Genomic DNA, 14,375 nt, shown 5'->3' with positions numbered 1-14,375 from the left:
TTTGCGTCCGATTGAGACACACGAGGTATGAAATGGAGCTACGGCACCTGCGGTACTTCCGCGCGGTCGCCGAGGAGTTGCACTTCGGCCGCGCGGCCGAGCGTCTGCACATCGCGCAGCCACCCCTGTCGCAGCAGATCCGGGCACTCGAGCACGAACTCGGGGTGGCGCTGTTGTCGCGCTCGACCCGCCGGGTCGAACTCACGCCGGCCGGGGCCGCCTACCTCGACCGGGCGGTGGCGATCCTCGACGCCGTCGACGACGCCACCGACCTCGCGCAGCGGGTGGCAGGCGGATCGGCGGGCCGGTTGGTCATCGGCTGCGTCGGATCGGCGACCTATTCGCTGTTGCCCGCCCTCGTCCGCGCGCTGCGCGAGGCGCTGCCGGGCGTCGACGTCAACGTGCGCGGGGAGATGCTCGCGCCCGCGCAGATCACCGCGCTCGTCGCCGGGGAGATCGACGTGGCGCTGTTGCGGCCGCCGGTCGAGCATCCGGCCGTCCACGTCGAGACGATCCGCAGCGATCGCCTGCTCGTGGCCTTCCCGGAGGACCACCCGCTGACGGCCTCGGCCGGCCTCGACATCGCCGACCTGCGCGGCGAGGAGTTCGTCGTCCACGCCGGAGGGGGGCACTCGGTGATGAACAGCGTGGTCAACGCGCTGTGTGCGGAGGCCGGTTACGTTCCACGCGTGCGCCACGAAGTCGAGGAGACCTCGACGCTGGTCACGATGGTCGCCGCCGGGTTGGGCGTGGCGGTGGTACCCGAACCCACCGCGGCGCTGGGCGTCACGGGGGTCCGCTACCGGCCGCTGTCCGGCGACCGGCCCGTCACCGTCGACCTGCTGGCCGCGCACGCCACGCGGGCCTACTCCCCTCTGGTCGAACGCGTGCTGGAGGTCTTGCGCCGAGTCGCCCGAACCCAGCAGCGGCCCGACATAGGGTGAGGCCATGGCAGACAAGCCCTTGTCCGGAAAGACCATGTTCATCTCCGGCGCCAGCCGCGGTATCGGTTTGGCCATCGCCAAACGCGTCGCCGCCGACGGCGCCAACATCGCGCTGGTCGCCAAGACCGCCGAACCGCACCCCAAGCTGCCCGGCACGATCTACACCGCGGCCGAGGAGATCGAGGAGGCCGGCGGTCGGGCGCTGCCCATCGTGGGGGACATCCGCGACGGCGATTCGGTCACCGCGGCGGTCGCCAAGACCGTCGAACAGTTCGGCGGCATCGACATGTGCGTCAACAACGCCTCGGCGATCAACCTGGGCTCCGTCGAGGAGGTGCCGCTCAAACGCTTCGACCTGATGAACGGCATCCAGGTGCGCGGGACCTACGCCGTCACCCAGGCCTGCATCCCACACATGAAGGGCCGCGACAACCCGCACATCCTCACGCTCTCACCGCCGATCCGCCTGGAGCCGCAGTGGCTCACCCCCACGGCCTACATGATGGCCAAATTCGGAATGACCTTGTGCGCGTTGGGTGTCGCCGAAGAGCTCCGTGACGCGGGGATCGCGTCGAACACCCTGTGGCCGCGCACGATGGTGGCCACCGCCGCGGTGCAGAACCTGCTCGGCGGCGACGAGGCGATGGCCCGCGCGCGCAAACCCGAGGTCTACGCCGACGCCGCGTACGCGGTGTTGACGAAACCGGCGCGCGAGTACACCGGACACACCCTGCTGTGCGAGGACGTCCTCCTCGAATCCGGCGTCACCGACCTGTCGGTCTACGACTGCATCCCCGGCTCCGAACTGGGCGTCGACCTGTGGGTGGACTCCCCCAACCCGCCGGGGTACACCGCGCCCTGACGCGCGGACGCAGTCACGTCGCTTCGTAGACGATCCCGCGGCCGATCGCCTCCCGCACCATCGGCAGCGCCGCCGTGGCCAACGCGTCGGCGTCGACGTCGTGGTAGGCGGCCAGCAGGTCGATCAGCGTGCCCAGCGGCACCTCACCGCGGCATCCCGCCAGCAGCGCGCGCGACACCTCGTCGACACCGAGCACCGCTCCCGGCCCGCCCGGACGGCGGACCGCCGCGCCGACCACCTGCCAGCCGTCGGGTCCGGGCAGTGACTGCTCCTCGAGGAAGACCGGCGCGGTGGACAGCCGCGCGGCGAGCAGATCCGCATCGCTGCTGTGGAACAGGTACTCCCGACGGGCGAAGAACGCGTCGACCTCCGGCCCGGTGACGAACTCGTCGGCGCCGGTGATCTCCTCGAGCACGTGCTCGGGCGGACGCCGGTCGCCGGCCCGCGGGGCGCGCAGGGAGATCACGCCCATGCCGATCGCGGTGATGTCCTCGGCGGCGAACCAGTCGAGCCACTCCCCGCCCCGGCGCGCCGCGTCTTCCGCGGATTCGCCTGCGTCGGAGGTCCACAGCGTGACGTAGCTGACCGGATCGGCGAGCTCACGCTGCACCACCCACGCGTGCAGACGCGTCTCCGCGAGCCAGCCGCGCACGCGTTCACGCCAGTCCTGGCCGTCGCGCACGATCCAGTTGGCCATGACGTGCGCGGTGCCGCCCGGTTGGAGGTGGTCACCGACCTGCTCGATCAGGTTGCGGCACAACGCATCCCCGACCATCCCGGAGTCGCGGTAGATGTAGTCGCGGACCCCGGCGCCCACCACGAACGGCGGATTGGACACGATGAGGTCGAACTGTTCGCCGGCGACCGGTTCGAACAGGCTGCCACATCGCAGATCCCACGACATCCCGTTGAGCCGTGCGGTCGCCGCGGCCATTGCCAGCGCCCGCTCGTTGGTGTCGGTGGCGACGATCTCGGCGCAGTGCGCATCGAGGTGCAGCGCCTGGATACCACAACCGGTGCCGAGATCCAGTGCGCGGCTTAGTGGTTCGCGCACCACCGCGCGCGCCAGCGACACCGACGCACCACCGATGCCCAGGACGTGATCGCGCCGCACGGCGCCCGGGCGCAACGCGGAATCGAGATCGGAGACCACCAGGAGGTCCCGCTGCCCGTCACCGTGCGGACGGATGTCGAGAGCGGCCCGCACCGTCGTCGGCGAGGTGCTCTCCAGGACACCGTTGGCGACGAGAGTGTCGACGCCGGCGGTCGGGAACGCCGCGTCGACCCGGTGCCGCGGCTCGTCGACGCCGAGCAGGAACAGCCGCACCAGCACCGCGAGGGCCTGCTGCTGCGGCGCGGCCCGCTCGGTCGCCCGCAGCGCGGGCCACCACACACCCTGGGCGAACGCCGCGTCGGCGTCGGATCCGAACAGCTCCGCCACCCCGTCGGTGGTGTACCCGGCGGCCCGCAGGTCGGCGCCGAGGGCGTCGACGACGGAGGTGGCGTGCAACGGCGCCGGCCCCGACGGCCCGCTCAAAGCAGCGTGGCCTGTTCGGGCTCCGGCTCGGCCGGCGCGATCAGCTCCGGACCGTTGTTGCGCACGCTGTTCACCAGCCGGGACACCTCGCGGACCTCGATGCGGTCGAGGTCCCCGTGGCCGCGCAGCAGCCCTTCGTCGATCGGGGCGTCAGGGTCGAGCCAGCGGTCCCAGTCCTCGGCGCTGATGGTCAGCGGCATCCGGTCGTGGATCTGCGCGAGCGGCCCCGCGGCGTCGGTGGTGATGATGGTGCAACTCACCAGCGGCGGCGCATCCTTGGGCGCGTCCTTCGGCCGCCAGGTGGTCCACAGGCCGGCCATGAACAACGGTTCACCGTCGGCGCCGTACATGAAGAACGGGGTCTTCGCCGGCTTCTTCCCGCCGTCGGCCGGGTTGGGCCGCCACTCGTACCAGCCGTCCATCGGCACCAGACAGCGTTTGGCCTTCGCCGAGCTGCGGAATGCCGGCGATGTGGTGACCTTCTCGGCACGCGCGTTGATGAGCAGTGGGCTCTTGTTGTCCGGTGCGCCGTCCTCACCGCTCTTGACCCACGGCGGGATGAGCCCCCACCGCATCGACCGCAGCCGGCGCGTCGCCTCGTCGTCGGGGTCGCTGTGCCGCGTCACCACCGTGCTGATGGTGGTGGTCGGCGCGACGTTGTAATTGGGGCCGGATTCGTTCGGCGCCGTGGTGGTCTCGTCGATCGCCTTGATCTTCTCGGCCAGCAGGGCCGGGTCGGTGGTGACTGCGAAACGTCCACACATACCTCCGATAGTGGCACGCCGAACCGACAAGGCAGGATGGGTGCCGTGAACAACTGGCCGGCCCCGTCGACGCCGACCCCCGTGCACGCGACCGTGACCATCCCCGGCTCGAAATCCCAGACCAACCGCGCCCTGGTGCTGGCGGCGCTCGCCACCCCGCAGGGCACGTCGACGATCAGCGGCGCACTGCGCAGCCGCGACACCGACCTGATGATCGGCGCCCTGCGGACGCTCGGCTTCGACATCGAATGCGTCGACGCCCCGAACTGTGAGTTCCGGGTCCGCGGCGGCCTCTCCCCGGCGGCCGGCGCCCGCGTCGACTGCGGGCTCGCGGGCACGGTGCTGCGGTTCCTTCCGCCGGTGGCGGCCCTGAGCACCGAGACGGTGGAATTCGACGGCGACGAGCAGGCCCGCACCCGCCCCATCGCCCCGCTGCTGACCGGGCTGACGGCCCTCGGCGTGCGGATCGACGGCGACGGGCTGCCGTTCCGCGTGCGCGGCGAGGGATCGGTCGCCGGCGGCACCGTCGAGATCGACGCCTCGGCGTCCTCGCAGTTCGTCTCCGGGCTGATGCTCTCGGGTGCGGCGTTCCGCGACGGCCTGACCATCGTGCACACCGGTGAGTCGGTCCCGTCGGCGCCGCACGTGGCGATGACCGTCAGCATGCTGCGCGACGCCGGCGTCGAGGTCGACGACACCCAGGCCAACCGCTGGACCGTGCAGCCCGGCCCCGTCGCCACCCGGCACTGGACCATCGAACCGGACCTGTCCAACGCGGTGCCGTTCCTGGCCGCGGGCGTCGTCAGCGGCGGTGCGGTCAGGGTCACCGGCTGGCCCGCGGTCAGCACCCAGCCCGCCGACGCGATCCTGGCGATCCTCGAGAAGGTCGGCGCGGCGGTGCGCCGGACCGACTCGTACCTGGAGGTGCAGGGCACCCGGCTGTACGAGGGGTTCGACGCCGATCTGCACGATGTCGGCGAGCTCACCCCGGCGGTGGCGGCGCTGGCCGCGGTGGCCGTCCCGGGCGCGGTCTCCCGACTACGGGGCGTCGCGCACCTGCGCGGACACGAAACCGACCGGCTCGCCGCGCTGAGCGCCGAGATCAACGGCCTCGGCGGACAGTGCGAGGAGACCGACGACGGACTGGTGATCACCGCCGCGCCCCTGCACGGCGGCGTCTGGCACTCCTACGCCGACCACCGGATGGCGATGGCCGGCGCCATCGTCGGATTGCGCACCCCGGGTGTCGAGATCGAGGACATCGGCACCACCGCCAAGACCCTGCCCGAGTTCCCGCAGATGTGGGCGGACATGCTGGCCGGACAGACGACCACCGACCCCGAGGCAGGCGCTTGAGCCCTCGCGAGTACGACGAGTCCGACGTCCGGGTGCGGCCGGGTCGGGGCTCGCGTCCGCGGACGAAGACCCGGCCGGAGCACGCCGACGCCCGCAGCGCCATGGTGGTGACCGTGGACCGTGGGCGCTGGGGGTGTGCGCTCGACCGCGACCCCGAGCACGTGGTGACCGCCATGCGGGCCCGCGAGTTGGGCCGCACCCCGATCGTGGTCGGCGACGACGTCGAGGTGGTCGGTGACCTGACCGGACGACCGGACACGCTGGCGCGCATCGTGCGCCGCGGCGAACGCCGAAGCGTGTTGCGGCGCACCGCAGACGACACCGATCCGACCGAACGGGTGGTGGTCGCCAACGCCGATCAACTGCTCGTCGTCGTCGCACTGGCGGATCCGCCGCCGCGGACCGGGTTCGTCGAACGCTCGCTGATCGCGGCCTACGCCGGCGGGCTGACGCCGATCCTGTGCCTGACCAAGAGCGATCTCGCCCCGGCCGAACCGTTCGCCGCCCAGTTCGCCGACCTCGACCTCACCGTGATCACCGCGGGCCGCGACGACGCGCTCGACGACGTCGTGCCGCTGCTGACCGATCGGGTCACCGTGCTGCTCGGCCACTCCGGTGTCGGCAAGTCGACATTGGTCAATCGTCTTGTGCCGCAGGCACATCGGGCCATCGGCGAGGTGAGCGGCGTCGGAAAGGGGCGACACACCTCGACCCAGTCGGTCGCGCTGCCGCTGGCCGGCGACGGCTGGGTGGTCGACACGCCCGGCATCCGCTCCTTCGGCCTCGCCCACATCGCACCCGACGACGTGCTGCTGGCGTTCTCCGACCTGGCCGAGGCCATCGCCGAATGTCCGCGTGGCTGCGGGCACATGGGTCCGCCCGCCGACCCCGAGTGCGCGCTCGACCACCTCACCGGCGCGGCCGCCGGCCGGGTGAGCGCGGCCCGTCACCTGCTCGGTGCGCTCAACGAGGCGTGACGTCGGACAAATCCACAGCGTCCTGACAGGTGCGTAACGGAAGTCACGAGGCGGGTGTGGGGTTGTGTCAACCGGGCACACACATCACGTCGATGCAACTACGTCAGAAGGAGGCTCGACCTTGAGCACCGTTCCCACAGTCACCCTGAACGACGGCGCCTCGATCCCCCAGTTGGGGTTCGGCGTCTACCAGATCAAACCCGACGAGACGGCGAGCGCGGTGAAGACGGCGCTGGACATCGGCTACCGCCACATCGACACCGCGCAGATGTACCAGAACGAACGCGGGGTCGGCGAGGGCATCCGCGACTCCGGTGTCGACCGCGGCGAGATCTTCATCACCAGCAAGCTGAACAACGGGTTCCACCGTCCCGACGACGCCCGCCGTGCCTTCGACAGGACGTTGAGCGAGCTGGGTTTCGACGGTTCCGACGGGTATGTCGATCTGTTCCTCATCCACTGGCCGCTGCCGACCCTGTACGACGGCGACTTCGTCTCGACGTGGAAGACGCTCGAGGAGTTCAAGAAGGACGGCCGCGCCCGCAGCATCGGCGTGTCGAACTTCCAGGTCGACCACCTCGAGCGCCTCGCCCGCGAGACGGAGACGGTACCCGCGGTCAACCAGATCGAGGTGCACCCGTACTTCGTCAACGACGCCGTCCGCTCCTACGGCACCGAACACGGAATCGCCACCGAGGCGTGGTCGCCGATCGCCCAGGGACAGGTGCTCGACGATTCGACGGTCACCCGCATCGCCGAGGCGAGCGGCAAGTCACCCGCACAGGTGGTGCTGCGCTGGCACATTCAGCGTGGTGACATCATCTTTCCGAAATCGGTTACGCCGCAACGCATTCAGGAGAACTTCGACCTGTTCGACTTCGAGCTCGGTGATGCCGACGTCGACGCGCTGTCCGGACTGGACAAAGGCGAGCAGGGCCGCATCGGGCCGAATCCGGACACGTTCGACTACATCCCCGACTGACCCCCGACGCCGAAACTGCGGGGAGATCCACGATTTCGATGGAATCGCGATCTCCCCGCAGTGTCGGTGCGTTCGGTTCCGGCCTCTACGCGGCCAGTGTCCCGCGGGACTCGCGCTTCTCGCGACGGCGGGCCCGCACCGCGGCGATCGACGAGCGCAGACCGCGCCGCTCGTTCGGCTCGAGTTCGGCGAACATCCGCTCGCTGCGGGTCTCGGGCGCATTGTCGGCGGTGTCGCGCAGGTACTTGTCCGGCAGGGACAGCTTGGCGATCGTGCGCCAGGTCTTGCCGTACTGCACCAGGAACGCGCCCGTCGTGTAGGGCAGGTCGTACTTGTCGCAGATCTGCTGCACGCGCTTGGAGATCTCGTGCAACCGGTTGCTGGGCAGGTCCGGGTACAGGTGATGCTCGATCTGGTGGCACAGGTTGCCGCTCATGAAACGCAGCAGCCAGCTGCCTTCGAAGTTGGCGCTGCCGAGCATCTGGCGCAGGTACCACTGGCCCTTCGACTCGCCGACCATGTCGGTCTTGGTGAACTTCTCGGCGCCGTCGGGGAAGTGACCGCAGAAGATCACCGCGTTGGACCACACGTTGCGGATGACGTTGGCCACCGCGTTGGCCGTCAGCGTCGACCGGTAGGTCGCACCTGGCGACAGCGACGTCACCGCCGGCCAGGCCACGTAGTCCTTCACCAGCTGCGTGCCCGCCTTGGCGGCGAATTCGCGTGCCCGGACCTTGCTCTCGTCCCGGTTGTCGCGGCCCTTGAAGACCTTGCCCAGCTCGACGTGCTGCAGCGCGACGCCCCACTCGAACCCGATGGCGAGGATCGCGTTGTACAGCAGGTTGCCGAGGTTGAACGGCTTCCACTTGGCATCGCGGGTGACGCGCAGCAGGCCGTAGCCCACGTCGTCGTCCATCCCGAGGATGTTGGTGTACTTGTGGTGCATGAAGTTGTGGGTGAACCGCCAGTGCTTGGAGGAGCCGCCCATGTCCCACTCCCACGAGGAGGAGTGGATCTCGGGATCGTTCATCCAATCCCACTGACCGTGCATGACGTTGTGGCCGATCTCCATGTTCTCGATGATCTTGGCCACGCCCAGCGTCGTGGTGCCGGCCCACCATGCCGACCGTCGGGAGCTCGCGGCCAGCATCAGCCGGCCAGCCACCTCGAGTGCGCGCTGCGCCGCGATGGTGCGGCGGATGTAGCGCGCGTCGCGCTCACCGAGGGAGTCTTCGATGTCCTGCCTGATCGTGTCGAGTTCGACACCCAGGCTCTCGATGTCGGCGTCGGTGAGATGTGCGAATTCAGGAACGTCTGTGATTGCCATCTTGGCGCCTCCTTCCTCTACCTACGGTAGCGTAACCTACGAAGTCGTAGGTTACCAGTGGGTAACTACTAAACGTCCAGAACGCAATCACCGGACGCGGCCGACACACAGGTCTGGATCCGGGTGCCCGCCTCGTGCTCCACACCGGTGCGCAGGTCGCGCACGTGGCCGTCGACCAGACCGACCACACACGACTGACAGATACCCATCCGGCAGCCGAACGGCATCTGCACGCCGACCTTCTCCCCCGCATCCATGAGCGAGGTGGCCGCATCCGCGTCGACGGTCTTGCCGCTGCGGGCGAACGACACCGTGCCGCCCTCGCCGTGCGGCGCCGCCCTGGTGACCGCGAACCGCTCCAGGTGCAGCTCGTCGGCGATCCCGGCCTGCTTCCACACCTTCTCGGCGGCGTCGAGCATGCCCTCGGGCCCGCATGCCCACGTCTGACGTTCCCGCCAGTCGGGCACGATCTCGTCGAGCCGGGACAGGTCCAGACGCCCCTGCGTGCGCGTGGTCCGCAGATGGAGGCGGTAGCCGTCGTGACTGTCCTCCAGAGTCGCCAACTCCGCACCGAACATGACGTCGGCGTCGGTCGGCGCGGAGTGCACGTGGACGACGTCGGTGATCTGATCGCGGCGCTGCAGGGTGCGCAGCATCGACATCACCGGCGTGATGCCGGAGCCGGCGGTGAGGAACAGCACCTTGGCCGGCGCCGGGTCGGGCATGACGAAGTTGCCCTGCGGAGCCGCCAACCGCACGATCATGCCGGGCGCCACCCCGCCGACGAGGTGCGTCGACAGGAACCCCTCGGGCATGGCCTTGACCGTGATGGTGATGGTGCGGCCCCCGCTGCGCGGGCTGGACGTCAGCGAATAGCTGCGCCAGCGCCAGCGGCCGTCGACCAGCAGGCCGATGCCGACGTACTGACCGGGCTGGTAGTCGAACGTGAAACCCCACCCCGGCTTGATCACCAGCGTGGCGGAGTCCTCGGTCTCGCGGCGGACCTCGAGGACACGACCGCGCAGCTCGCGCGCCGACCACAGCGGGTTGGCGAGCTGCAGGTAGTCGTCGGGCAGCAGCGGCGTCGTGATCCGGGCGGCGATGTTGCGCAGCGCGTTGAGAGCGGGATGCTTCGCAGCGACGTGGGGGCGCACGGTGTCGACGACTTTGGCAGAGACTTTGATCTGACTCTTGGCCATAAACCTACGGTACCGTAACTTACGGTTCCGTATCCAGTTTCAGAGCAGGTCGAGCAGGAAGGGCAGTTCCTGCGGGGCGTACCAGGCCAGGTCGTGGTCCTGCGCATCGCCGACGGTCAGCTCGGCGTCCTCGTCACCGAAGTCGGCGACGTCCACGGCGTCGATGGCCAGCCGGACAGCACTCTCCGCGTCGGCGTTGTCCACATAGGCCGCGATCACGTCCGAATACTCCACCGCACCGGTCAACCGCACCACGGCGTCGTCGAGATCCGGCCGCGCCGCCGCACCCTCGACGTCGGCCACGAGCACCGCCCGCCGTGGCGGCAGGCTCGAGGCGCCGTCGTCGGCGGCCAGCAGCCGCAGGGAGGCCAGCGCCGCATCGCGCAGGGCGACCTCGGCCAGTTCGTCGTCGTCCCCCTCGGCGTAGGACTCGCGCAGGGTCGGTGTGACCGCGAAGGCGGTGCCGTTGACCGCGCGCAACGACCGGTCGGCGACGAGCTGGGCGAGCATGGCGAGGGTCACCGGGATGTAGACGCGCATCCCGCGAGACTAGCTACCTGGCGTCGGGATCCTTCTCCACCGAGATGATGAAGTCGTCGCCGTGTTCGGTGACGCCGTGGATGACCGCACTGTCGACCGCCTCCGCGGCGTACTTCTTGCGCACCACCAACGGATCGTGCCGCAGGTCCTTGACCAGCGCCACCGCCAGGCCCACCATCACGAGCACGAAGGGCAGCGCGGCGATGATCGTGATGGTCTGCAGGCCCGTCAGCGCGTCCGCACCGCCGACGAGCAGCATCACCAACGCCACCGCACCGGTGGTCACACCCCAGAAGATCACCACACCGCGGGTGGGTCTGATGGTGCCGCGTTCGGACAGCGAACCCATGACGATCGACGCGGCGTCGGCACCGGACACGAAGAAGATCGCCACCAGCACCATCACCAGGACGCTGGCGACGGTCGCGATCGGAAACTGCTCGAGCAGGGCGAACAGCTGTTCCTCGTTGCTACCCTGACCGGCCAGGTCCACCCCACCCTCCTGGGTGTCGATCGCCGCGCCGCCCAGGATGCAGAACCACACCAGCGAGACCAGGCTCGGCACGAGCAGCACGCCCGTGACGAACTGCCGGATCGTCCGTCCGCGCGAGATGCGCGCGATGAACATACCGACGAACGGCGTCCAGGAGATCCACCACGCCCAGTAGAAGATCGTCCACGACTGCAGCCAGGTGTCCACGTCGGAACCCTCGGCGCCGGTGCGGGCGGACATCATCGCCAGGTCGGCCAGGTAGCTGCCCATCGACGTCGGCAACAGGTTGAGGATGAAGACCGTCGGGCCGACGACGAAGATGAACAACGCCAGCAGCAGGGCCAGCACCATGTTGATGTTCGACAGCCACTGGATGCCGCGCGCCACCCCGGAGACGGCCGACAGCACGAACGCGACCGTCAGGGCCGTGATGATGACGATCAGGACGGCGTTGCCGGTCTCGCCGATGCCGCCGACGATCTGTAGGCCGCTGCGGATCTGCAACGCTCCCAGACCCAGCGAGGCCGCCGACCCGAACAGCGTGGCGAAGATCGCCAGCATGTCGATGACCTTGCCCCACGGCCCGTTGGCCCGGGACCCGATCAGGGGTTCGAAGGCCGCGCTGATCAGCTGCAGCCGGCCCTTGCGGTAGACGCCGTACGCGATGGCCAGGCCGACGACGGCGTAGATGGCCCACGGATGCAACGTCCAGTGGAACAGCGTCGTCGCCATCGCGGACTGGACCGCCTCCGAGCCGCCCTCCGGCCCGACGCCGGGCGGCGGCGTGGCGAAATGGGTCAGCGGTTCGGCCACACCGAAGAACATCAGCCCGATGCCCATCCCGGCGCTGAACATCATCGCGACCCACGACACGCTGCGGAATTCGGGTTCCTCGTCGTCGCGGCCGAGCGGGATGTTGCCATAGCGTCCGAGTGCCAGCCACAGCACGAAGACCACGAACCCCGACGCGGTGAGCACGAACAGCCACCCGGTGTTGTCCATCACCCAGGTCAACGCGTTGCCCGAGGCCGTCGCCAGCGAATCCGTGCTGATGAAACCCCAGACCAGGAACGCCACGGCGATCACGGCGGTGACGCCGAAGACGATCCAGTCCAGACCCCGGGAGCCGGTGTAGGCCTCGTGGCGGACCGGGATGTCGAGGACGGGGTGCGGGATCGCCTCGTCGGTGGGCGACTTGATCGCGTCGATGTTGTGCCGCCGGGGCTTTTCGTTGTCCTTCTCGGAGCTGACCGTCATGGTCAGACCATGAGAACCTGCCGACGTTGTCGCGTCAATCCCCCGCCGGCCACGATCCGGTCACCGAGCGGCAGCCTTGAGTTCGTCGAGCGACTCCGACAGCAGACCGGGCAGGACGTCGACGTCGCTCATCGCGTCGCGGTCGGCGTTGATGCCGAAGTACAGCTCGCCGTTGTAGGAGGTGACGCCGAGCGCAAGCACCTGGTTGTGCAGCAGCGGCGGAACGGCGTAGGTCTCCAGCAGCTTCGTTCCCGCGACGAACATCTGTTTCTGGGCGCCGGGCACGTTGGTGATGAGCAGGTTGAACTGCCGGGCGGGGAACGTGGTCGCGACGCGGATGCCCATCGCGTGCAACGTGGGCGGCGCGAACCCGGACAGGGTGACGATCGTGCGGGCATCCACCAGGCTGGGCGCGGTCGGATGTGACTCGGTGGCGTGGGCGATCTGCGACAGGCGCACGACCGCATTGCTCTCACCCACCGGCAGGTCGACCAGGAACGGCGAGACCTGGCTGATCGCCTGCCCCGGACTCGAGGAGTCGATGTCGGCGTCGGGGTACACCGACATCGGCGCCATCGCCCGCACGGTGGCGGTCGGGCTGACCGGTTCCCCACGCGAGAGCAGCCAGTTCCGCAGTGCGCCGGCGACGACGGCGAGGACGACGTCGTTGATGTCGCAGTCGTAGCGCGCCCGCACGCTGCGGTAGTCCTCGAGACGGTGCCCGGCCACCGTGAACCGCCGGTTGCGGGAGACGGTGGTGTTCAACGGGCTGCTGGGTGCGGTGCCGCGGGCGAACGTGCGGGCGACGTCGGCGACGCGGTGGCCGGCGGCGGCGAGCTGTTCGGTGTTGGCGAGGTCGGTCACCGCGGACCGGACCGCCGCGAGTTGTTCGGCGGGGCGGGTGATCCACTCGCCGACGGCCCCGAGCAGCAGCGCCCGGTCGCTGGGCTCGCGCGCGGGGATCCAGATGTCCTCACCGAAGTCGGGCGGTTTCTGGGTGCGGTCGGCGACGACATGGCCGATCTCGAGCGCGGTCATCCCGTTGACCAGCGCCTGATGAGTCTTGGTGTAAATCGCGACGCGGTTCTTCGCCAACCCCTCGACCAGGTACATCTCCCACAGCGGCCGGGTCTTGTCGAGCGGCCGGGAGCCGAGTCGGGCGACCAGGTCGTGCAGCTGGGCATCGCTGCCCGGCGACGGCAGCGCCGAGCGGCGGATGTGGTAGGTGATGTCGAAGTCGCGGTCGTCGATCCAGACCGGCCGCGCGAGGCCCATCGTGACTTCGCGGACCTTCTGCCGGTACCGCGGGATCTGGGGTAGCCGCTGCTCCACGGTGTGCAGCAGGGTCTCGTAGCTCAGCCCGCTACGCGGTTTCCGCAGGATCGACAGCGTGCCGACGTACATCGGCGTCGAGGTGTCCTCCAACCGGAAGAACTCCGCATCCGACGCCGACAGTCGGGTCACCATCCGACGCCTCCCCTTTCGTCGAATCCCGCAATGTCCACGTCACGGTAGCGGCCCGGTCTGTGCACCCGCATCACGGGTGCTCAGGACCTGCCGCGAATCGTGCGACGATGTCTGAGAGTCTGTTCCTCTCCAGCAGACGGTCGTCCCCGCCCCGCCGAGCTGGAGTGTGCCGTGACCCAGTCAACGCCGTCATCACCCGCCGACGCCGAGCGTCCGTCGTTCACCGCACCGGTCGTCGACTACGAACCCGCCCCCACCGACGGCGCGGCCGCGGCGTGCCCGGCGCCGTCGCCCGCGGCCCTGCACCGGCACACCCCACGCATGTTGCGCCCGGCCCCACGAGCGGCCGAACCCGTGCCGCCGCCCGCTGCAGCGGTGTTCGCCGACGTGGCGCTGCGCCGGGTTCTCGAGGTCCTCGACCGCCGCAGGCCCGTGGGGCACCTCAAACCGCTGCTCGCGCCGCCGCTTCTCGACACCGTCGGCACGCTGTGCCGGGAGCGCCACGGACAGCCCGCCAGGCTGCGGCGCGTGCGGTTGCGCAGCGCGGGCCCGGTGGCCGCGGAGGTGTGCGCGACCTACACCCGCGGCGACCGCGTCCGCGCGATCGCCGCGCGCGTGGAGATCGTCGGTGACCGCCGCTGGCAGCTGGTGGCGCTGCAGATCGGCTGAC

Annotated in this window: 13 protein-coding genes; 6 read left to right on the top strand and 7 right to left on the bottom strand. The window is 69.6% G+C overall.

What is annotated here, in order from left to right; translation table 11 throughout:
- Nucleotides 1–32 precede the first annotated feature (32 nt).
- Together AU196_RS24645 and AU196_RS24640 are read left to right on the top strand one after the other, a co-directional pair.
- Complete coding sequence (locus AU196_RS24645; protein ID WP_059097705.1) at nt 33–944, top strand: LysR substrate-binding domain-containing protein; 912 nt, start codon at nt 33–35, stop codon at nt 942–944.
- Nucleotides 945–948: 4 nt separating this feature from the next.
- Nucleotides 949–1,806, top strand: a complete 858-nt coding sequence (locus AU196_RS24640) for an SDR family oxidoreductase (RefSeq protein WP_059097704.1) — start codon at nt 949–951, stop codon at nt 1,804–1,806.
- Between the two features lie 13 nt (nt 1,807–1,819).
- Here AU196_RS24640 and AU196_RS24635 read toward each other — a convergent pair whose 3' ends face one another.
- Together AU196_RS24635 and AU196_RS24630 are read right to left on the bottom strand one after the other, a co-directional pair.
- Nucleotides 1,820–3,343 carry a DUF7782 domain-containing protein gene (locus AU196_RS24635; RefSeq protein WP_059097703.1) on the bottom strand — a complete coding sequence of 508 codons (1,524 nt, stop codon included), beginning with the start codon at nt 3,341–3,343 and terminating at the stop codon, nt 1,820–1,822.
- Nucleotides 3,340–4,107 (bottom strand): SOS response-associated peptidase, encoded by a 768-nt coding sequence (locus AU196_RS24630; protein WP_059097702.1) that lies wholly within the window; start codon nt 4,105–4,107, stop codon nt 3,340–3,342. Before AU196_RS24630 ends, AU196_RS24635 begins: the two co-directional genes overlap by 4 nt.
- 36 nt (nt 4,108–4,143) lie before the next feature.
- On the opposite strand from AU196_RS24630, the gene aroA reads away from it, so the two are divergent.
- The 3 genes from aroA to AU196_RS24615 all read left to right on the top strand — a co-directional run bounded on the left by aroA (nt 4,144) and on the right by AU196_RS24615 (nt 7,422).
- The gene (gene aroA, locus AU196_RS24625; RefSeq protein WP_059097701.1) at nt 4,144–5,463 is read left to right on the top strand and encodes a 3-phosphoshikimate 1-carboxyvinyltransferase; all 1,320 of its coding nucleotides are present in this window, start codon (nt 4,144–4,146) and stop codon (nt 5,461–5,463) included.
- Complete coding sequence (rsgA, locus tag AU196_RS24620) at nt 5,460–6,440, top strand: ribosome small subunit-dependent GTPase A (RefSeq protein ID WP_059097700.1); 981 nt, start codon at nt 5,460–5,462, stop codon at nt 6,438–6,440. Before aroA ends, rsgA begins: the two co-directional genes overlap by 4 nt.
- A 121-nt stretch (nt 6,441–6,561) precedes the next feature.
- Complete coding sequence (locus AU196_RS24615) at nt 6,562–7,422, top strand: aldo/keto reductase (RefSeq protein ID WP_059097699.1); 861 nt, start codon at nt 6,562–6,564, stop codon at nt 7,420–7,422.
- A gap of 85 nt (nt 7,423–7,507) precedes the next feature.
- On the opposite strand, the gene AU196_RS24610 is transcribed toward AU196_RS24615, so the two are convergent.
- The 5 genes from AU196_RS24610 to AU196_RS24590 form a co-directional block, all read right to left on the bottom strand.
- Nucleotides 7,508–8,749 (bottom strand): fatty acid desaturase family protein, encoded by a 1,242-nt coding sequence (locus AU196_RS24610; protein WP_059097698.1) that lies wholly within the window; start codon nt 8,747–8,749, stop codon nt 7,508–7,510.
- 68 nt (nt 8,750–8,817) lie between these two features.
- Complete coding sequence (locus AU196_RS24605) at nt 8,818–9,948, bottom strand: ferredoxin reductase (protein WP_059097697.1); 1,131 nt, start codon at nt 9,946–9,948, stop codon at nt 8,818–8,820.
- A gap of 39 nt (nt 9,949–9,987) precedes the next feature.
- A complete protein-coding gene (locus AU196_RS24600) occupies nt 9,988–10,488 on the bottom strand; it encodes a DUF6912 family protein (RefSeq protein WP_059097696.1) in 501 nt (166 codons plus the stop codon).
- Between the two features lie 13 nt (nt 10,489–10,501).
- On the bottom strand, nt 10,502–12,238 hold the full coding sequence (locus tag AU196_RS24595; RefSeq protein WP_059097695.1) for a BCCT family transporter: 1,737 nt from the start codon (nt 12,236–12,238) through the stop codon (nt 10,502–10,504).
- Nucleotides 12,239–12,298: 60 nt separating this feature from the next.
- Nucleotides 12,299–13,705 carry a WS/DGAT/MGAT family O-acyltransferase gene (locus AU196_RS24590; protein WP_059097694.1) on the bottom strand — a complete coding sequence of 469 codons (1,407 nt, stop codon included), beginning with the start codon at nt 13,703–13,705 and terminating at the stop codon, nt 12,299–12,301.
- 171 nt (nt 13,706–13,876) lie between these two features.
- On the opposite strand from AU196_RS24590, the gene AU196_RS24585 reads away from it, so the two are divergent.
- Entirely contained in the window at nt 13,877–14,374 is a 498-nt protein-coding gene (locus AU196_RS24585) for an Rv3235 family protein (RefSeq protein ID WP_059097693.1), read from the top strand.
- The last annotated feature ends 1 nt before the right edge of the window (nt 14,375 follow it).

This window comes from Mycobacterium sp. IS-1742, assembly GCF_001500125.1.
GTDB lineage: Bacteria > Actinomycetota > Actinomycetes > Mycobacteriales > Mycobacteriaceae > Mycobacterium.
Note: the sequence above shows the minus strand (reverse complement) of the source record. Positions and strands in the feature narration are given on the sequence as shown.